The following is an 18,445-nucleotide window of genomic DNA, read 5'->3' on the forward strand; positions in this document are numbered from 1 at the left end:
TTATGTCGTGGTGTAGCGCGCAGCTTGCCCGATCACATCGACCACGACGTCCGGGTAAGTGACGGCGACGGCGTGCGAGGAGTTCACCTCGATGACGGTGGAGTGGGCGCGATCGGCTTGGAGCTTATATTCTTCCACAGGAAACACCGCATCCTGCAGAGGCCTGATTTGCCAGCTCGGTTTGCTCGTCCATGCCGCAGACGTCAGCCGCTCGGAGATTGCGGCCAAGTCGATCGGGCGCTGGGTGGCCATCATCAAGGCAAGTTCGCCTTCAGGCACGTCGGCGGCAAGGAGGCCGCGGAACTTGTCGGCTCGGACAAGGGAATATGCGCCGCTGGTTCCGTCGGGCAGGGTATATCTGGTGACGTTGACGGATGAGGCGAAGTCGAAGCCGGGAAACCGTTCGAGGCAATCCTTGAGGCACTCTCCGACCGCAGGCATGGGGGCGGCTGCGTAGACAAGGCCTTTGACGTTTGGGTGGTCCCCAGCTTGGGTAATGACGGCCCCGCCGTAGGCGTGGGAAACGAGTATCACCGGGCCCTGGATCTCGTCTAGAACGCTGCGCAGGTAAGCGACGTCGATGCCCAGACTGCGTAGCGGATTGGCAAAGGCGACGACGGGGTAGCCATCGCGTTGGAGCCGAGGGATCACCAAATGCCAGATTGACGCATCTTCGAGGCCGCCGTGCACGAGCACGACCGTTGGCTTGGATGCTCCGGACCGCGCAAAATTATCTTCAATTATTCCTTGAGCGCCCATGTAGGTTGTCCTTGTCAGATTGATCCGCTGCGGTCGTTCCGCTTTGGTTCAGCGTCCGATCGCCGCGAAAACGCGATAGGCAACGTCATTTCGGTCGCGGCCAGCCGGCGCAACGATCTTCGCAATGCCCGACCCCGGATCGCCATGGGTCACCGGGCGGAAATGCTTCCATTCGACCGTGGTCTCGCGGTTGGCCAAACCCCAGACGCCGTTCCTCTTGGTGAGCGAATCGACGTAGCGGCCACCGGATATGAATTCATGACCGTCGTCGATCGTGCCGTCCTTCGCACAACGCTCGGCGTAGGACTTCCCAAAGAACCCGGCGACCTTGTCGATGTCTCCCTCAAGCCGATGATAGGCGTAGTAGTAGGACTCGGCAGCGGCGGTATCGCCGTTCAAGGCAATAAGCGTGTGGGTCACGTGGTGCATCGTCGATACGAATGTATCGCGGGAAAAGGCAATCACTTGGTCGGCGAAATCGCGAGCCGTACCTTCGAACCAGGCATGCCCGGTTCGTGCGTCTTCGTGATAAAGCGACTTGAGTAGTTCAAGGTCCAGCCGGTCAATCGCGCGAGCATAGGAGGTCAACAGATCCTCGATCGCGAACCGATCGTGGATCGAGTTGATCGCGGCACCGTTGTTTTGGACGTTCTCTTGCGGCATTGACTCAATTACCTTTCCGAAAGGGGCTGGCTGAGCCGATGCCTTGCTCGGTTGCGTTGTTGGCGTCGGCTGATCGCTGGCTCGCAAGTACGCTCTCGACCGGATGCGTCCCATTGCTCTCGAATGCGCCCATCTGCACGAGGAGCGCTGTTCTGCTGTCATCCAGGTGTGGCTTGGCGAGAAAAGGTCCAAATGCCTCAAATAAGCCGGTGCGCGGAGCGCGCTCTACCGTTGCGGCCAGCGTCATAGGCTCGATCCGGCGAACGTAGGCACCGAAGATATCGCAGGTTGCGCCCACCGCGACAAGCGTGCATTCCGAAGGGTATTGATCCGGGGGCACGACCAGATTCATGTGCGTGGAGATTGCATCACCGGCGCGAACAGACCACTCGCCGTGCCCCTTGTTGGCAAGTCTCTCGCAGGTTAGGCGGCCGCCACTGTGCGCGAAGCAGCATGCAGCAACAGGCCCTCCGACATCCTCGTTGACGCCGACGTCGTGGCAGATCGCCGCCGCGTAGAACAACTCGCGATCAAACTTAATGCCGTCGAACGCTGCAACCTGCGCTCCGAAATAGTATGTCCGAAGGCAGTGCGCCCACAGCACGTCGCTGCAGGCACTACGGGCGAATTCATCGGCGTCGCGCACGAACTGCGTATCGGGCGGAGTCAGGATATCCAACTCAATCTTAGCAGGACGAAGGAGCCCAAGCCGGTAACGGGCCTCGTCAAACACGATTTCAGCCCTCAGCGAAGCAAGGTTCCGCGCAAGTGCAATTTTTTCGTCCGCACTCAACCGGCCGCCGGTTCTATCAGCCCAGGCCAAGGTCCCCATCCGTGCTGCCGACACTGTCATTAACCCCGTCTTTAATTGCGAACTTGAGTTTCCTGCGATATCGCAGGATAATGCCGAAGTCAATGATTTTCATGCGACGTCGAAGGAAATTAAATTGAGCGCAACCCGTGTCCGCGGCCGACCTCTGAGCTTTGACAGAGGAGCGGCATTAGACCGTGTGCTTCCGATTTTTTGGCGCAAGGGATTCGCCAGCGCCTCTCTCGATGAGCTTGCGGCTGCGGCGGGCCTCAATCGTCCAAACCTCGCTGCGGCGTTTGGCGATAAGCGCGGGCTATACCTGGCCACGCTCGATAGATTTATGAGTAAATTCGTGCACGAAGCTGCTCGAATTTTGGATCAGCCTGGTACTTTGCGGAACTGCCTCGATCAATTCTTCGACTTCGCAGTGACCGTCTACACCGGTGATGAGCTCGGCTGCTTCGTTTTCGGTACCGCTCCGGCCGCGAGTGGCGATGACTTAGAGATCCAAATCGCACTGGCGAGCGGATTGGAAACAGCTCGATCCATATTGCAGCGAAAGCTCTCGAATGCCGCCGGGGTCGATCTGTCTCCCGGAGCGGACGCGGAAGGCTTGGCAATATTATTGACCGGAGTCCTCTTAACGCTCGCGTTGTATTCACGGGCAGGCTTCACCCCCAAAGATCTTTTCAAGATGCATCGACGGGCGTGCGATACGATTCTAACACCCACGTCGAATGACCGTTGAAAGCAGTCACACGAGCTTGATAGCTTATACTTATCTTCGCAACGACGTGGTCGAAACCAACTTCGCGAAGGGGTTTTAACTGTTCTCGCGGCCCGCTGCAGCAAGGTGGTCCGCAAGGGATCAGCGGCCGTGATGGTGATGCGCTGCTGAGTGGGGGGCGACCTAAGACACGATCGCGACTACTGTTCGTCGGTGTATTTCTTCACCCAACCGGCAAACGTCAGCATCTGCGGATATTCTTGCCGCACCTCGGCAATGTTTGCTTTGAAACCATTTTTGCGGATCCAGGTGAACATATCCAAAAACTCTCTGGGCATCGCTCTCTTGGCCAAAAAAGCGGGGATTGGCGCTACCCAAGCCTTCTTCCCGGTGACGGTCTTGAAGGTCTTGACTATGTCGTTGATGCTAAGCTGATCACCCGCGAGCGGAATAATGCGTCCGGCGTATTTCTCTGGCTTTTCGAGCGCGCGCGCAGCAAACCAACCGATGTCGTAGGTGGCGACGAACTGAATGGGGATTGTGGGGCCAAAGTTCGCTTTGAAAATTCCGAGGAACATTCCGCGCTTGATCGGCGGGACGCCAAACGCATCCATGAAACCGACCGGACGCAGTATGGTCGCCGGGAGCCCTAGATCACGGATGTGTTGCTCGATCGCCCATTTGCTCTTGTAGTGGGCAAGGCCGCTGTTCCGCTCGACCCCCTCGGCCGATGAGTAGACGAGATGAGGGCTGCCCGATGCCTTTACCGCATCGGCAAATCGCTTCCCGTTTAGCTCCTCCGCCGCGGTTCCACCCTTTTCCGTCCACTGCTGCACCGAATACGCAGCGGACACGCCCGCCAACGCATTCCTAAGCGATGCCACGTCGTCGAAGTCACCCTTGACCAGCTCCACGCCACGCGCGGCCAGGCTCTTGGCCTTCGGTGAGTCCAAATTCCGCGTCAGGACCCTCACACGGACCTTTTTTGCCGCCAGCAAATGGGTGACGGTCGCGCCGCCTTGACTGCCGGTTCCACCGGTAACAAGCACCACGTTTTCGTTAGACATAGAATTATACCTTTTGGGTTTTAATGGGGAAAGCGTGTCGCAACACCGCGAAACCTCCGATTGGACTTAAGACGGTGCCCTGCCAGGCGCCTACCGAAACGAATTTCCACTTGTCGCCACGAGCGACATGCCCACCTGGTCTGGCCTTGCGACCGGGTCGCTCGCCAGCAGATCCGATTGGAACTTCTTGAACGATGGGAGTCCGGTGATGATTTCAGACGGATCGTCCTGGGACGTCACCAGGTGAAGAAAGGTTTGACCGTCCTCCTCAAGGAATATCCGATAGGAAAGGCCAGGCACCGAAGCTGCCGTGAGCGCTGCGATGAAGTCATCAAGGTTTTGCCTGTTCTGTTCTACGAACTCTTGCTTCACCGTGTATCGATGGCGTGTGATTTTCACTTGGTCGTCCTTGGGTTTGACTCGGGCGGCATGAGAGGCGCAGACGATCTGCGCCTCTTGGCCTGATCATTTGGACGCCTCACTCCACAGCTTGGCGCTCTCGAGCACGAAATCATGATACGAGCGCGGTGTGCGGCCCAAGCGCTGAGTCAATCGCTTAAGGCCCGCGGGGGTCGATACTGGGCCGTCTTCTTGGAAATGCTTCATCATGTATTTGAAGTCATAGGCCATCCAGTTGGGGGCGTAGGCCCGCAAGCTCTGGACCCACTGGTCGATATCGTCGCCGATATATTTGATCTGGCGGCTAAGCGCCTCGCTCCAGAGTTTCGCGCCGCTTTCCCCGGTCAGCACGTCTTCAGCGACGACCTCGTAGATTTCCGGGCCGAGCGGTTCGTCGGAGGCGAGCCGGCGCTGGATTTCGAGCACCGCGACCTCGGCGATGTCGCGGACGTCGGTGAAAGAGACACCCTTCTGTCCGATCGGGAACGGGAACATGCCGTGGCCGAGCGCGTCCTTGACGCCCGGGCTCTGCATGTATGCGTTCGGGCGCAAAATGGTCACCGGCATTTTGTGTTTGGCGATCATGCGCTCAGCGGCAAACTTCGATGCGAAATGAGGGACGTCTTCGGCTTCATCGACCCGAAACACCGACAGGTAAGCGACTGCCCTGATCTTCGCCTCGCGAATAAGATTAAGCGCGGAAATCGTGACGTTCAGCTCGTTCGGCACGACCGGACTTAGGAGAAACACCGCTTCGACGCCGTCGATTGCGGCCCGTAGCGCATCCACATCGAGCAGTTCACCCTTGAACGGCGTGACACCCGCCGGAAATGTCGCCTTTTCCGGTGAGCGCGTGAAAGCTCGAACGTCAAAGCCTGCCGCAACAAGTTGATTGACAACAACCGAGCCAACGTTGCCGGTGGCGCCCGTAACTAAAACAGTCATGATTATCTCCGATTTTGTTATGAATTAACCGGCTTGGCCGTGCGCCGAGCGGCGTGTTTCGATGACGAACTGTCGAAGGGCGGCGCCGATCTCGTCGGGCGAGTCCTCCTGCAGGAAGTGCCGGCCCTTCACGGTGACTTCGCTCTGGTTCTTCCAGGTTCGGCAGAACCGCTGGTTTGCGCTCCCCTCCGAGATAACCGCTCCGGGGTCGCCGGTTATGAATAGCTTCGGCATCTCACTTTGGCTGAGCCATTCCGAGTAGGCCCGGACGATCGACGTCACGTCCTCGGGTTGGCCGTCGATGGAGGCCTCTCGCGGCCAGATCAACGTCGGCAGCCGTGCTTCGCGCTGGGCGTAAGGCGCGCGGTAGACGGCCATCTCCTCCTCGCCGAGGGTTCGGATGATCGCCCCCGGCAGCATTTTTTCCACGAAGAAGTTCTCGTCCAGGACGAGGTGTTCGCCTTCGCTCGACCGAAGTGCGCGGAACCCGCCGGCTGACGCGCCGAAATCGTCCCAGCTGAACGGTCGGACAACAGCTTCCATGTAGGCGATCGCCGCGATCTGATCCGGATGGCGGTAGGCGCGGTGAAAGCCGAGCGCGGAGCCCCAGTCATGGATGACCAAGATGGCCTTGCTCAAATTCATGGCGTCGAACCAGGCGTCGAGGTAGCGCGCATGATCGACGAATCGGTACGAATAGGTGGGCGACTTGCCCGATTGCCCCATGCCGATCAGGTCTGGGGCAAGACACCGTCCGATGTCGCTGACGTGCGGAATGATGTTCCGCCAGAGGTACGAGGACGTTGGATTGCCGTGCAGGAAGACGATGGGATCGCCTTCACCCACGTCTATATAGCTCATCTCTGTGTCGAGGACGGCGATACGCTTTCTTAGATGTGGACCGGAGGCAGCCATGCTTAGACTCCTGTCAAACGGTTTCGGTGATTTTCAAAGAAGGGAGGCCGCCGTCACGGATGGGCATAAATATTGACGAGGTTTCCGTCAGGATCGCGAAAGACGATAGCGCGGGCGCCCCAAGGCATGAGCTTCGGCGACATCACCCAATCGCTCACGATGTCCTGCAGCCGTCCATATTCAGCATCGACGTTGTCGACTTCGAAATCGAGGATCACGGAACGATTGGCCGCCGCTTCGGCGACGCCGTCGCCGTACGTCTGAGTCGTCGCTTGGGCTATTATGGCCAATCCTTTGCAAGGTTCATTTTGGAATTGGGCATAGTCATCGCTAAGGACCTCTGCCTTCGCTTGGCTGACGCTTTCGTAGAAGCGCGTCAGCTTCGCCACATCGGTTGTAACCAGTCGGGTTTGCTTGAGAGTCATGGTAACGTCTCCAAAAAAGTCGTACCGCACTTATAAGCTACGATATAGTAGCTACGGTTAAGGAGTCAATAGACGTGCCCAAAGAGTCTCGCAGCGTCGTGCCGCCAGCCAAAGGACCGGAGCCGCTACGGCGTTCCAAAGAAGCCGTGAAGGCCGCGAGCTTGTCCGCAGCCTATGAGCTCCTGACAGAGGCTGGCTTCAGCGGCGTCAGCTTCGACGAAGTGTCGCGCCGATCGGGCGTCGCCAAGACCACGCTCTATCGATATTGGCCGACACGCACAGTCTTGCTGTTTGATGCCGTCATGCAGTTCGCCCCCCGCCTGGTGACGCCCAATACAGGGAGTCTTCGCGGCGACCTGACCGCATTCACGTTGGGCTTTGCTCAACGCTTGCAGACAGGCCGATGGTCGTCCGCGATGCCCTCCATCATCGACGCCGCCGAGCGCGATCGTGAGGTCGCTGAGTTTCAGTCGCGCACTCATGCCGGGATGATGTCGGGGTTCAGCGAGATTGCGGCGCGGGCGCAAGCGCGCGGTGAACTCGGGCCGGATTTCGATGTATCCGATCTCACGGCGGCGATCGCCGGGCCGCTCTTTTATCGCCGATGGTTTTCGCGGCAAGATCTGGATGACGCTTTTGTTCTCGGTGTCGTCGAAAGGGCTTCTGGCTGGGATTCCAGAGGCCATGGATAGGTCAAGCTAATTCCAACGGTGCGAACAATGTCTGGTTTAGAGACAGCGCACAGCTAAGCTCTCGGTCCGAGATGAGGCGCATAGCTGGCGTTCGCGTCGACGTGCGTGGACCGGCTAGGGCTTGAGAAAACCCGGTCGTGAAATCCACCCTGCCCTACCGTGTGTCTGGCGCCAATCGTCTCTCTCTCGATTCGATCGCCAAGGTTCTCGGCTGACTTCCATGGGTTGAGGTGCCCATAGGCAGGCTTCAGGCGAATGGTCAGTATCGATAGTTCCGCCTTGCACTTCTGCGGATGTGAATAACGTCGGTGTCTCTTGGAATCCGTGGGCTGCGATTTCCGGTCTTGTACAACCACTACGCTTTCCTGTAGCGAGTTGCTGACACGGGCGCGGCTACGGACACTTCGAACAAACGAGAGGGTTGGCCAAATGCCAGAAGACCCTACGGAGACTGACGCGGATCTGCTGGCGATGACCGCCGACATCGTGTCCGCCTATGTCAGCAACAACCCACTTCCGGTGTCCGAACTCGCGCGCGTGATTTCTGATACCTATGCCGCGGTCAGCAAGCTGCAGGCAGTATCTGTACCCCAGCCGGAAGAGAAGTCCGCACCAGCTGTCGCGATCAAGAAATCGGTGACGCCGGACTTCATCATCTGCCTTGAAGACGGCAAGAAGTTCAAATCGCTCAAGCGGCACATCGGCACCCACTACAATCTGACGCCGGATGCGTACCGGGCAAAATGGAACCTGCCGTCCGATTATCCGATGGTTGCTCCGAACTACGCCGCTGCGAGGTCTCGGCTGGCGAAGGCGATCGGTTTGGGACGGAAGGCCGCGGCACCTGAACCAGAGGCGCCGCCCGCGCCGGCACCGGCTAAGCGCCGCAAAATCGGCATCAAGACGACCTGACGTCGGGGACTGCCGCCGAAAGCGGATAGTTTGTCTGGGAGGGCAGCTGCGGCCGGCCTCTCCGTGTTCCCCCGTCAGCCTAGGAAGACGCGATTTTCCGAAATCACATCGCGACTGGGAGACGCTACTGGCCCGGTTCGACTTCAGCCGTCCGGCCTTTTAGCCACCCTCAGAACGCTTTGCCTTGGCGAAGCCCCGATCCGTCGCCATGAACCGCTCCAACATCGCGACGATCAGGCGCGGCGCATCGGCGGGTCGTTGCCCCGCGTCGCGGCCGAGGATTTCGGCATAAGCGGTCAGGTCACGATGCAATGGCGCGGGGAGTTCCACCATGACCTTGACAGGCTTGTCGTCGGCGATTGGCCCCAGTTTCAGCTTGGCCATTTCAGCCTCCGTAAGGTTCAAGCACGAGATCGCGCGTGACGATGACATGCACCGGGTATCCCGGTCGGATGGTGAGCGTCGGCGCTATGTTGAGCTGTCGCTGGACGATCTGCTGGCCTGTCTGGCTGATGCTGTCGGACGCACCCTGGCGCAGAGCGCGCATGATGTCGCTCTCCTGGCTCGACGAGCCTGCCTGCGCCCCGATGCTCAGAACCGTGGAAAGTGCCGCAGCCTTGAACAGCTCGCCCCAATGATAGTCGACCCCATCCTCGAGGCCAGCATAGCCCTCGGCGTCCGCGCCAGGTTCACGCTCCAGGACGACGGAGCGGCCGTCAGGAAAAATCAGCCTGGTCCAGACCAGCAACACGCGACGCTGGCCGAAGCCGACACCATTGTCATACTGGCCGATGAGGCGCGTGCCCTGCGGCACGAGAAGGATGTGGCCGGTGGGGCTGTCATAGACATTCTCCGTCACCTGCGCGGTAATCTGGCCCGGCAGGTCGGAGCGAATCCCGGTGATGAGGGCGGCCGCGATGACCGCGCCCGCCTGCAGGACGTTTTTCGATACCGGCGCCGCGACGCGATCAGGCGAGACAGTGCCTTTGTCCGCCGGCTGATCGAGGAACGCGCGCTGTCGGTCCTGCGCCGAGGGCGTGGCTGGCTGCGGCACAAGGCCAAGGCTGGAGAGGTCGACCTCCGGTGGGGTGCCTGTCATCGGCTGAGCGGCGGTCGCGTCACTTGCGGGCCGCGTTTGCGTGGACGCGAACAGGCGCGCGGTCCTCGCCGCTTCCAGCTCCTGCTCCCGGCGCTGCTCCTCCGGGTCCGGTCCAATGGGGCCTGTCGACAGCGCGGGGCCGCCATTCTGTGCGGCGAGGATCGGGCGGCCAAGATCGCCGGGAAGCGGTGGGCCGAGTTTCGGAACGCCCGCATAGTCCTTCGGCAGGCCGGCGAGCCCATCCGGCGTCGAACGATTGTCGGTCGAATACAGTTCCTGACCCTCGCCTTGCTGACGATTCTGCAGCGCGTAAATCAGCGCACCGCCGACAGCGAGGCTTGCGGCGAGCCCCAATCCGGCCAGCGCCTTGCGGGACAGACGCGTTGCGCGCGGCGGCTCGGGGCGCAGCCGCATGGCCGCAGCCGGCTCGCCTCTCAACAGCGGGGAACCATTATCGGCCGGGGCCTCCGGCCACGTGTCCTCCACCAGCCCCCGCCCCCCTTCCTTCCCGGGATCCAATCTGTCGCTCATGATCGCGGCCCTCCGCTGTCTGTTCGGAGGTTCGTCGCCTGACGGGTCTCACTAGGGCTACGCATCCATGAAAATCGACTGCTCCTCACCCCATCGGTGCGGGAGATGCGGATGCGCTGCTGGTTCTTGCCTGCGCCGAACCGCAGTTCGGCGGCGGCAAACAGCCGGTCGACAATCATGTAGTTGCCACGCACGCGATAGTTCACCAGCTCGGACGTGTCGCCTTCCGGCCCGACCACGAAGAGTGGCGGCATCTCGCCCAGGCCGATGCCGCGCGGAAACTCGATGAACACCTGCCTGCCATCGTCGAAGGCGCGCAACGGCCGCCACGGTGCGCGATCGCCTGTCACCTCGTAGCGGAAATTGACGCGAGACAGATCGACGCCAGTCGAGACCGGCTGCGCAGCCTCGGCCTGCTGGTTCTGACGGCGCAAGGCGATCAGCTGGTCCTGCGGGTATTGCCAGGAAACGGATGCCATATAGGTCGACGGCGTCGAGCGCAGTTCCATGTGATAGGTGCGCCGATCGGTGTTGATGACGAGATTGGTTGTCAGGTCCGCCCGCGTCGGCTTGACGAGGATGTGGATTTGCTTGGTCCCGCCAACACCGCTCTCGGTATCGCCGATGATCCAGCGCACAGTGTCGCCGGCGGCGACGGGACCGGAGCCGACGAGTTGTTCGCCGGATTGCAGGGCGATGTCGGTGATCTGTCCCGGCGAGGTATAGACCTGATAGAGCGCGCCATCGACGAAGGGATAGAGCTGCATCGAGTTGATGAAGCCGTTGCGGACAGGCTGGACGCGCGCAGCGGCGTTGGCGAGATTCACGCGCGCCGTCGGATCGGTCGGTTCCGGCTCGGGCTTTGCGTCCTTGCCGACCGGCTTCAACTGGCCGGGAAGCGGCAGCGGCTTAGACAGTTCCACTACCTTGACGGGCGGGGGCGGATCGATCGCCTGCACGGCCGGGACCGGATCGTCATAGGAAATCTCCGGCGGCTTCTGCCTGGTGGCACAGCCTGCAAGCGCCGACGTGCAAAGCAGAAGGGCGGGAAAGGCTATCTTGCGGAAAGCCGGCACTGCGTGGATCAGGAAAGCCGGACGCCCCAAGAGGGCGTCCTTGAAGAGTGCGGGCGTCATTGTCCAAGCTCCTTCGACCAATTGATGGCGTTGATGTAGATGCCAAGCGGGTTCTTCCTCAGCGTGTCGGCGTCGCGCGGGGGCTGGACGACAGTGGTGAGAATGGCGGACCAGCGCTCGGTTGAAGCGAGGGAGCCGTCCTGATAGCGGCGTTCGACCCAGGCGATGCGGAAGCTCACTGGGGATGCGCGGATCACCGACGAAACGTCGACGGCGACCTGCTGCTTGCCCACTTTGGTGAACGGGTCATTGCCGCGCGCATAATCGTTGAGCGCCAACGCCCCGCCTTGTGTCGTGAAGTCATAGGCGCGCAGCCAGTTCTGCCGCAGGATGATCGGATCGGCGGGGATCGACCTCACCTGTTCGATGAAGTGCGCCAGGTAGAAAGCAACTTGCGGATCGTTGGGCTGATAGTCAGCGACCGCCGGCGCCACAGCCTGCGCCTGGCCGAGACGATCGACCTGCACCACCCAGGGCACGATCGAACCATTGGCGGACTGCCAGATGAGTGCTGTGGAGACCCCCGCAGCGAGCGCCAGGCAACCGAAGGCCATGATACGCCAATTGCGCGCCTGCACGCGAGCGGAACCGATGCGCTCGTCCCAGACCTGGGCAGCGCGTTGGTAGGGCGTCTCGGGTTGTGGGGATCTGCCGTAATGCGTGGCCGGTCGTTTGAACATGCTCAGTCTCTTTCAGAGAGGTTGATTGAGGAGCCGCCGCCATGGCTGTCGCCACTGCGAACGGCGTGGGCGGCGGCCTGAACGCCATGGGCCATTTGTTGCGAGCGCTTCATGCGCTTGGCCCAGGCGGGCTGGCTTTCAGTGGCGGAGGACGCGACGGGAGCATCGCCGGCCTCCCCAGCATTCGCGCCGATTGTGCCGGCGGTGGAGGATCCGCCCGTCGTCTCGAAGGCAGCGCGAGCGCCGGACTGGTAGCTCTGCCTCATCCCGCCTGCTGCATGGTTGACGGCGCGCCTCAGCGGAGAGATGGCACCCTGGGCGCCGGCGCTGATGACACCGCCGAGCCCGGATGCAACGCTGGAAAAGCCTGACTGTCCGGCCGCGCCAAGGCCGTAGGCTGTGGATGCCCTGCCCGCGGTGGCGGCACCGCCACGGGCCGCCGCTGCAGCACCGCCGCTGACGGCCGCGCCTCCGGACACGACTGCGCCGGCGGCCGCGGCGCCCACTGCTGCCATGCCGCCGGCGGCGAGCCCGGTACCGACTACCGCGCCCGCGCCGAGCTGCGGGCCGCCGGAGACGAGACCGTTGGCAATGCCCGGTCCAAAGATGCCAAGGCCGAGCAGCGACAGCGCGGCCAGCACGATCGCCATGGCATCGTCGATCGACGGCGTGTTGCCGCTGAAGCCTGCGGTGAACTCGGAAAAGAGTGTCGAGCCGATGCCGATGATGACGGCGAGCACCAGCACCTTTATGCCGGACGAGATGACGTTGCCGAGCACCCGCTCGGCCATGAAGGCGGATTTGCCGAACAGACCGAAGGGTATCAGAACGAACCCGGCGAGCGTCGTCAGCTTGAACTCGATCAGCGTGACGAAAAGCTGGATTGCCAGGATGAAGAAGGCGAGCAGCACCAGCGCCCAGGCGAAGAACATGCAGGCGATCTGGATGAAGTTCTCGAAGAAGGACCAGTAGCCCATCAGGTTCGAGATCGAGTCCAGGAACGGCCGGCCGGCATCGAGCCCGGTCTGCGCCACCTTGCCGGGACGCATGAGGTCGTTGACGGCAAACCCGGTGCCCGAGGCCTTCAGGCCAAGCCCGGCGAAGCTTTCGAAGACGATGCGGGCGAGATTGTTCCAGTTGGAGATGAGATAAGCGAAGACGCCGACGAACAGCGTTTTCTTGACGAGGCGCGCCATGATGTCGTCGTCGGCCCCCCAGGACCAGAAGAGCGCCGCCAACGTCACGTCGATGACGATCAGGGTCGTGGCGATGAAGCCGACCTCGCCGCCGAGCAGGCCGAACCCACCGTCGATGTAGCGCGTGAAGACTTCGAGGAAATGGTCGATGACGCCCATGCCGCCCATCTCAGCGAACCTCCGGCCGGGGCGGCTCGACCCGCATCGCGGGAGCGGTCACATCCGTCCGTTCCCCTTCTTTCCGGTCGGTTGATCCCGCCAGATCCGGAAACAGCGTTGTCGGCGCTAACGGAGCAGTCGCCGTTGCCGGTGCCCGCTGACCGAGAAAGCGGTGCCGGCTTTCTGCCCACGCTTTCAGACAGCCGGGATCGCGAGGACCGGCCTCGCCGATCCTCGAACAGCGGCGCAATTCGGCCGCGAATGGGTCTTCTGACGCTAAGGGACGGTTCGGCGTCGCAGGGGCTTCAGCTTCATCGCCCTTGCTCCTCATCCCAATCGCGGTCGACACAACAGTCACCGCGATGAAGACGACCACGCCGATGCGAACGAAGAACTTGCCGTCCATCGCGCTGGCCTCAGTTCTTGCCATAGAACATCTGCGCACTGCCGGGCTGGTAGCCCGAGCCCTGCGTCAGGAAGCGGCGGCGCTGCTCGCGGCCTTGTTCGGCCGCGGTGGCCTGTTCGGCCGATTGCAAAGCCTGCGCCCGACCGTTTGCGGCAACGACTGCGGTGAGATCGGCGAGCTGCTGCGCCTGAAGCGCGAGGAGCTGGTTGCCGGCCTGTGTTGCCTGAAGCGCTCCGGTAGCACCCTGGCTCCGGCCGACCAGCGCCGACATCTCACTGCGATTGGTGTCGATGTTGCCGACGACGCCCGCCTGCACACGCATGGCATCCTGAAGGCCACCAACCGTGTTGCCCCAGCGCGAGCGCGCGTCGGCGACGAGTTGCTGGTCCGAAGCCGACAGCGGGACGTTGCCGTATTTCTGCTGGAAGGCCTGATCGATCTGCTGGACGTCATAGGCAATGTTCCGCGCCTGCCCGAGCAACTGCTGCGTGCGCTGCACGGACTGCTGGAGTTGTTGCAGCGAGGAGAACGGCAGGCCTGCGAGATTGCGGGCCTGGTTGATGAGCATCTGCGCCTGGTTCTGCAGCGAGGTGATCTGGTTGGTGATCTGCTCGAGCGAGCGCGCCGCTGTCAGGACGTTCTGCGTATAATTGGAGGGATCGAAGACGATGATGGCGTGCGCGGGCGTCGCCAGCATCGGTGCGAGTGCGATGGGCGTGGCCAGAAGCGCGGCGGCGAACCGAACGGAACGATGCGGTTTCATGGGAATTTCTCCTTGTTGGCGAGGGCGGGATTGGTGAGGGCGGGGCTGGTCAGGGCGGGAACGAGTTCAGCGGCCCAGCCGACGCCATGGTGGCTGAGCCAGGCTGCGAGGAAACCGTCGCGGCCGTACTCAGCGACGATGCGGGCGATCGCAGCCTGGTCGGTCTTTGCGGATACAGCGCAAAGCGCGAGCGCCACCTCCGACAGCCCAAGTTCGAACAGCCGGTTGCCGCGACGCGACTGGCAGTAATAGTCGCGCTTCGGCATCGCGCGTGCGATGATCTCGATCTGCCGATCGTTAAGGCCGAAGCGGCGATAGATCGCAGTGATCTGCGGCTCGATGGCGCGCTCGTTGGGCAGGAGAAGCCGGGTGGGGCAGCTCTCGATAATCGCGGGCGCGATCGCCGAGCCATCGATGTCACTGAGCGACTGCGTGGCGAAGATGACGCTGGCGTTCTTCTTGCGCAGCGTCTTCAGCCACTCGCGCAGCTGGCAGGCAAAACCATCATCGTCGAGCGCAAGCCAGCCTTCGTCGATGATGAGAAGGGTTGGCGAGCCGTCGAGCCGGTCCTCGATGCGATGGAAGAGATAGGAAAGAACTGCGGGCGCAGCACCCGTTCCGACCAGCCCTTCGGTTTCGAATGCCTGGACGAACGCGGATCCGAGATGTTCGCGCTCGGCATCGAGCAACCGCCCGTAGGGACCGCCGACGCAATAGGGGCGCAATGCCTGCTTGAGATCGTTTGACTGCAGCAGCACGACCAGACCGGTGATCGTGCGCTCCTCGACCGGCGCGGAGGCCAGCGAGGTCAGTGCCGTCCAGAGATGCTCCTTGACCTGAGGCGTGATCGTCACCCCCTCGCGCGTCAGGATCGCCACGATCCAGTCGGCGGCCCAGGCGCGCTCGGGGACATGATGAACACGCGCGAACGGCTGAAGGCTGACGCTGTCGATTGCCCCATCGCTGAGATCGCCGCCGAGATCATGCCAGTCGCCACCCATGGCGAGTGCCGCGGCTCGGATCGAACCGCCGAAATCGAAGGCAAAAACCTGTGAGCCCGCATAGCGGCGGAACTGCAGCGCCATCAGTGCCAGGAGCACGGACTTGCCGGCGCCCGTTGGGCCGACGATCAGCGTATGGCCGACGTCGCCGACATGAAGCGAAAGCCGGAACGGGGTCGAGCCTTCGGTCTTGCCGAAGAGCAGAGGGGGCGCTGCAAAATGCTCGTCCCTCACCTCGCCCGCCCACACCGCGGAAAGCGGGATGATGTGGGCGAGATTGAGGGTGGAGATGGGAGGTTGGCGGACGTTGGCGTAGACATGACCCGGCAAGCTGCCGAGCCAGGCGTCGACGGCGTTGATGGTTTCGATGATCGCCGTAAAATCCCGGCCCTGGATGACCTTTTCGACCAGGCGCAGTTTTTCGTCGGCGGTGCGGGGATCATCGTCCCAAACCGTCACCGTGGCGGTGACATAGGCCATGCCGGCATAGTCGGCGCCGAGCTCCTGCAGCGCCATGTCGGCATCGGCGGCCTTGTTTGCGGCGTCGGTGTCGACGAGGACGGAAGCCTCGTTGGTCATCACCTCCTTGAGGATCGCGGCGACAGATTTGCGCTTAGCGAACCATTGACGCCGGATCTTTGTCAGCAGCCTGGTCGCATCGTTCTTGTCGAGCAGGATCGCGCGGGTCGACCAACGATACGGGAAGGCCAGCCGGTTCAGTTCGTCAAGCAGACCCGGCGTGGTCACGGTCGGGAAACCCGTGACCGTGAGAACGCGCAGATGCGACGCACCAAGCCGCGGTTCGAGCCCGCCGGTCAGCGGCTGGTCGGCCAGCATGGCGTCGAGATACATCGGCGTTTCGGGAACGCGGACACGGTGGCTGTTGGTCGAGACGCAGCCATGCAGAAAGGTCAGCGTCTCGGCATCATCGAGCCACCGGCACTCCGGCATGAAGGCTTCGATAAGGCGCAGGACGCGGTCGCCGCGGTCAATGAACCCGGTCAGCACCTCATTGGGGTCGAGGCCATTCTTCTCGCGGCCTTCGTAGAGCCAGCTTTCCGCGCGCGCCGTGTCTTCCGCCGGCGCAAGATAGGTGAGCGTCAGGAAGTAGCTGGACTCAAAATGAGCGCCGGCCTCCACGAAGCCAGCCTTTCGCTCGGCATCGACCAGCGTGGAGGCGGCATCGGGAAAGCTGCTGTCGGGATAGCGGGTCGAGGCATGGCGTTGCGCTTCCACGAAGATCGCCCAGCCCGAGCCGAGACGGCGCAAGGCATTGTTGAGCCGGCCGGCGACGGCGACCAGTTCGGCCGGGACGGCGCTGTCGAGATCGGGGCCGCGAAAGCGCGCGGTGCGCTGGAAGCTGCCATCCTTGTTGAGGACCACGCCGGCGCCGACCAATGCCGCCCAGGGCAGGAAGTCGGCGAGCCGGCTGCTACGGTTGCGATATTCGGCAAGGTTCATCATCGGCGCGACCTCGCTTAGACAGTGAGATGCGCCGGGATGCGCAGATGCCGGCGAACGACGTCGACGAAGAGCGGATCGCGCCTGGCGGCCCAGACGGCGGCAACATGGCCGATCGCCCAGATCGCGATGCCGACGAGCCAGAGCCGCAGCCCCAGTCCCACCGCGCCGGCGAGCGTCCCGTTCATGATGGCAATCGCGCGGGGCGCGCCGCCGAGCAGGATCGGCTCGGTCAGCGCCCGGTGCACGAGGACCGCATAACCCGGCACTGCATAATCCGGTTGTTCGACAGCGTTCACCATCAGACCAGCGCCCCGCCGCCGAACGAGAAGAACGACAGGAAGAAGCTCGATGCAGCGAAGGCGATGGACAGGCCGAACACGATCTGGATGAGCCGGCGGAAACCGCCCGACGTATCGCCGAAGGCGAGCGTCAGGCCCGTGACGATGATGATGATCACCGCCATGATCTTGGAGACCGGACCTTCGATCGACTGCAGGATCTGTTGCAGCGGCTGTTCCCACGGCATCGACGAACCGGACGCATACGCGGGCGCGGCGATCGCGACGAAGAGCGCGGCAACCGAAACGGTCATGGCAAGACGATGGCGCGCGAGGCGCAGGTGCTGGATCACGGATTTTCTCCTTCGTGGCTTTGGATGAGCATGGTCGGGCTGTCGTCGCCGGCGATGACGGCTGGCGCGATCCGGTAATCGCCGTCCGGGCGAAGGCCATCGACACGAGCGAGTTCAGACAGGCGGCGCGCGGAGCCGCGGCCGGTAAGGACGGCAACCAGGTCGATCGTCTCGGCGATCAGCGCGCGCGGAACCGTGACGACGGCTTCCTGGATGAGTTGCTCCATCCGCAGGAGCGCGCCGATGGCGCTGCCGGCGTGGATCGTGCCGAGGCCACCGGGGTGGCCGGTGCCCCAGGCCTTGAGCAGTTCGAGCGCCTCGGCGCCGCGCACCTCGCCAACGGGGATGCGGTCAGGGCGCAGGCGCAGTGACGAGCGGACGAGATCAGCGAGCGACGCGACACCGTCTTTGGTCCGTATCGCCACGAGATTGCGCGCTGCGCATTGCAGTTCGCGCGTATCCTCGATGATGACGACGCGATCGGCGGTCTTGGCCACTTCGGCCAGCAATGCGTTGATCAGCGTGGTCTTGCCGGTGGAGGTGCCGCCAGCAACCAGAATGTTGGCGCGGGTGGCAACGCCCAACCGAAGAGCTGCCGCCTGCGACACCGACATGATCCCGGTCGTGACATAGTCTTCAAGGGTGAAGACGGCGATGGCAGGCTTGCGGATCGCGAAGGCGGGCGCTGCGACGACGGGAGGAAGCAGCCCCTCGAACCGCTCCCCCGTCTCGGGCAGTTCGGCCGAGACGCGTGGTGCGCCGGCATGGACTTCGGCACCGACATGATGAGCGACGAGGCGAACGATGCGCTCGCCGTCCGCGGCCGACAACCGTTCGCCAGTATCGGAGAGGCCGTCGGACAGCCGATCAATCCACAGACGTCCATCGGGGTTGAGCATCACTTCGACGATGCCCGCATCGTCGAGATAGCGCGCGATCGCGGGCCCAAGTGCGGTACGCAGCATGCGTGCTCCGCGCGCCAGACCTTCTGAATTGTGATGCGAAGCTGCCATCTTGTCCCCGTTTCGGCCGGGGGAACGTAGACGGCCCCAGGACGGGGATGA

The 18,445-nt window shown here is 62.4% G+C and carries 22 protein-coding genes; 3 read left to right on the forward strand and 19 right to left on the reverse strand.

The window, feature by feature from the left end:
- The 3 genes from HGP13_RS31240 to HGP13_RS31250 are packed head-to-tail and all read right to left on the reverse strand — an operon-like array spanning window position 1 to window position 2,245.
- Window positions 1–759 carry an alpha/beta hydrolase gene (locus HGP13_RS31240; protein ID WP_172233194.1) on the reverse strand — a complete coding sequence of 253 codons (759 nt, stop codon included), beginning with the start codon at window positions 757–759 and terminating at the stop codon, window positions 1–3.
- A 48-nt stretch (window positions 760–807) separates the two neighbouring features.
- The gene (locus HGP13_RS31245) at window positions 808–1,422 is read right to left on the reverse strand and encodes a nuclear transport factor 2 family protein (protein ID WP_172233197.1); all 615 of its coding nucleotides are present in this window, start codon (window positions 1,420–1,422) and stop codon (window positions 808–810) included.
- A gap of 4 nt (window positions 1,423–1,426) precedes the next feature.
- Window positions 1,427–2,245 (reverse strand): phosphohydrolase, encoded by an 819-nt coding sequence (locus HGP13_RS31250; protein ID WP_172233199.1) that lies wholly within the window; start codon window positions 2,243–2,245, stop codon window positions 1,427–1,429.
- Window positions 2,246–2,369: 124 nt separating this feature from the next.
- Between HGP13_RS31250 and HGP13_RS31255 the strand changes: the two genes are divergently transcribed.
- Window positions 2,370–2,981 carry a TetR/AcrR family transcriptional regulator gene (locus tag HGP13_RS31255; RefSeq protein WP_172233201.1) on the forward strand — a complete coding sequence of 204 codons (612 nt, stop codon included), beginning with the start codon at window positions 2,370–2,372 and terminating at the stop codon, window positions 2,979–2,981.
- Between the two features lie 179 nt (window positions 2,982–3,160).
- Here HGP13_RS31255 and HGP13_RS31260 read toward each other — a convergent pair whose 3' ends face one another.
- The 5 genes from HGP13_RS31260 to HGP13_RS31280 all read right to left on the reverse strand — a co-directional run bounded on the left by HGP13_RS31260 (window position 3,161) and on the right by HGP13_RS31280 (window position 6,711).
- Window positions 3,161–4,027 carry an NmrA/HSCARG family protein gene (locus tag HGP13_RS31260; RefSeq protein ID WP_172233203.1) on the reverse strand — a complete coding sequence of 289 codons (867 nt, stop codon included), beginning with the start codon at window positions 4,025–4,027 and terminating at the stop codon, window positions 3,161–3,163.
- A 90-nt stretch (window positions 4,028–4,117) separates the two neighbouring features.
- Window positions 4,118–4,426 (reverse strand): hypothetical protein, encoded by a 309-nt coding sequence (locus HGP13_RS31265; protein WP_172233205.1) that lies wholly within the window; start codon window positions 4,424–4,426, stop codon window positions 4,118–4,120.
- 66 nt (window positions 4,427–4,492) lie between these two features.
- Window positions 4,493–5,371, reverse strand: coding sequence for an NmrA family NAD(P)-binding protein (locus HGP13_RS31270; protein WP_172233207.1), 879 nt, complete (start codon window positions 5,369–5,371; stop codon window positions 4,493–4,495).
- Between the two features lie 24 nt (window positions 5,372–5,395).
- On the reverse strand, window positions 5,396–6,286 hold the full coding sequence (locus tag HGP13_RS31275; RefSeq protein WP_172233209.1) for a haloalkane dehalogenase: 891 nt from the start codon (window positions 6,284–6,286) through the stop codon (window positions 5,396–5,398).
- Window positions 6,287–6,339: 53 nt separating this feature from the next.
- Entirely contained in the window at window positions 6,340–6,711 is a 372-nt protein-coding gene (locus HGP13_RS31280) for a VOC family protein (RefSeq protein ID WP_172233211.1), read from the reverse strand.
- 74 nt (window positions 6,712–6,785) lie between these two features.
- Here HGP13_RS31280 and HGP13_RS31285 point away from each other — a divergent pair, with 74 nt between their 5' ends.
- A complete protein-coding gene (locus HGP13_RS31285; protein WP_210266335.1) occupies window positions 6,786–7,403 on the forward strand; it encodes a TetR/AcrR family transcriptional regulator in 618 nt (205 codons plus the stop codon).
- A gap of 429 nt (window positions 7,404–7,832) precedes the next feature.
- Entirely contained in the window at window positions 7,833–8,315 is a 483-nt protein-coding gene (locus HGP13_RS31290; RefSeq protein WP_172233213.1) for a MucR family transcriptional regulator, read from the forward strand.
- 159 nt (window positions 8,316–8,474) lie between these two features.
- Here HGP13_RS31290 and HGP13_RS31295 read toward each other — a convergent pair whose 3' ends face one another.
- Genes HGP13_RS31295 through trbB form a run of 11 tightly spaced genes read right to left on the reverse strand, consistent with a single transcriptional unit; the run spans window position 8,475 to window position 18,394 of the window.
- Entirely contained in the window at window positions 8,475–8,699 is a 225-nt protein-coding gene (locus HGP13_RS31295; RefSeq protein ID WP_172233215.1) for a DUF2274 domain-containing protein, read from the reverse strand.
- 1 nt (window position 8,700) lies between these two features.
- Window positions 8,701–9,945, reverse strand: coding sequence for a TrbI/VirB10 family protein (locus HGP13_RS31300; RefSeq protein WP_172233217.1), 1,245 nt, complete (start codon window positions 9,943–9,945; stop codon window positions 8,701–8,703).
- A complete protein-coding gene (gene trbG, locus HGP13_RS31305) occupies window positions 9,942–11,081 on the reverse strand; it encodes a P-type conjugative transfer protein TrbG (protein WP_246707179.1) in 1,140 nt (379 codons plus the stop codon). Before trbG ends, HGP13_RS31300 begins: the two co-directional genes overlap by 4 nt.
- The gene (gene trbF, locus HGP13_RS31310; protein WP_172233219.1) at window positions 11,078–11,761 is read right to left on the reverse strand and encodes a conjugal transfer protein TrbF; all 684 of its coding nucleotides are present in this window, start codon (window positions 11,759–11,761) and stop codon (window positions 11,078–11,080) included. Before trbF ends, trbG begins: the two co-directional genes overlap by 4 nt.
- 2 nt (window positions 11,762–11,763) lie before the next feature.
- On the reverse strand, window positions 11,764–13,125 hold the full coding sequence (gene trbL, locus HGP13_RS31315) for a P-type conjugative transfer protein TrbL (protein ID WP_172233222.1): 1,362 nt from the start codon (window positions 13,123–13,125) through the stop codon (window positions 11,764–11,766).
- 1 nt (window position 13,126) lies between these two features.
- Window positions 13,127–13,522, reverse strand: a complete 396-nt coding sequence (gene trbK-alt, locus HGP13_RS31320) for a putative entry exclusion protein TrbK-alt (protein ID WP_172233225.1) — start codon at window positions 13,520–13,522, stop codon at window positions 13,127–13,129.
- Window positions 13,523–13,532: 10 nt separating this feature from the next.
- Window positions 13,533–14,285: a P-type conjugative transfer protein TrbJ gene (gene trbJ / locus HGP13_RS31325; protein ID WP_172233228.1), complete on the reverse strand. Its 753-nt coding sequence runs from the start codon at window positions 14,283–14,285 to the stop codon at window positions 13,533–13,535.
- Window positions 14,282–16,750, reverse strand: a complete 2,469-nt coding sequence (gene trbE, locus HGP13_RS31330) for a conjugal transfer protein TrbE (protein ID WP_172233231.1) — start codon at window positions 16,748–16,750, stop codon at window positions 14,282–14,284. The genes trbJ and trbE overlap by 4 nt, the downstream gene beginning before the upstream one ends.
- A 14-nt stretch (window positions 16,751–16,764) precedes the next feature.
- Entirely contained in the window at window positions 16,765–17,049 is a 285-nt protein-coding gene (locus HGP13_RS31335; protein WP_172233234.1) for a VirB3 family type IV secretion system protein, read from the reverse strand.
- On the reverse strand, window positions 17,049–17,342 hold the full coding sequence (locus tag HGP13_RS31340; protein WP_246707483.1) for a TrbC/VirB2 family protein: 294 nt from the start codon (window positions 17,340–17,342) through the stop codon (window positions 17,049–17,051). The genes HGP13_RS31335 and HGP13_RS31340 overlap by 1 nt, the downstream gene beginning before the upstream one ends.
- 35 nt (window positions 17,343–17,377) lie before the next feature.
- Window positions 17,378–18,394 (reverse strand): P-type conjugative transfer ATPase TrbB, encoded by a 1,017-nt coding sequence (gene trbB / locus HGP13_RS31345; RefSeq protein WP_172233240.1) that lies wholly within the window; start codon window positions 18,392–18,394, stop codon window positions 17,378–17,380.
- Window positions 18,395–18,445 lie beyond the last annotated feature (51 nt).

Source organism: Mesorhizobium sp. NZP2077, assembly GCF_013170805.1.
In the GTDB taxonomy this organism is placed as follows: domain Bacteria; phylum Pseudomonadota; class Alphaproteobacteria; order Rhizobiales; family Rhizobiaceae; genus Mesorhizobium.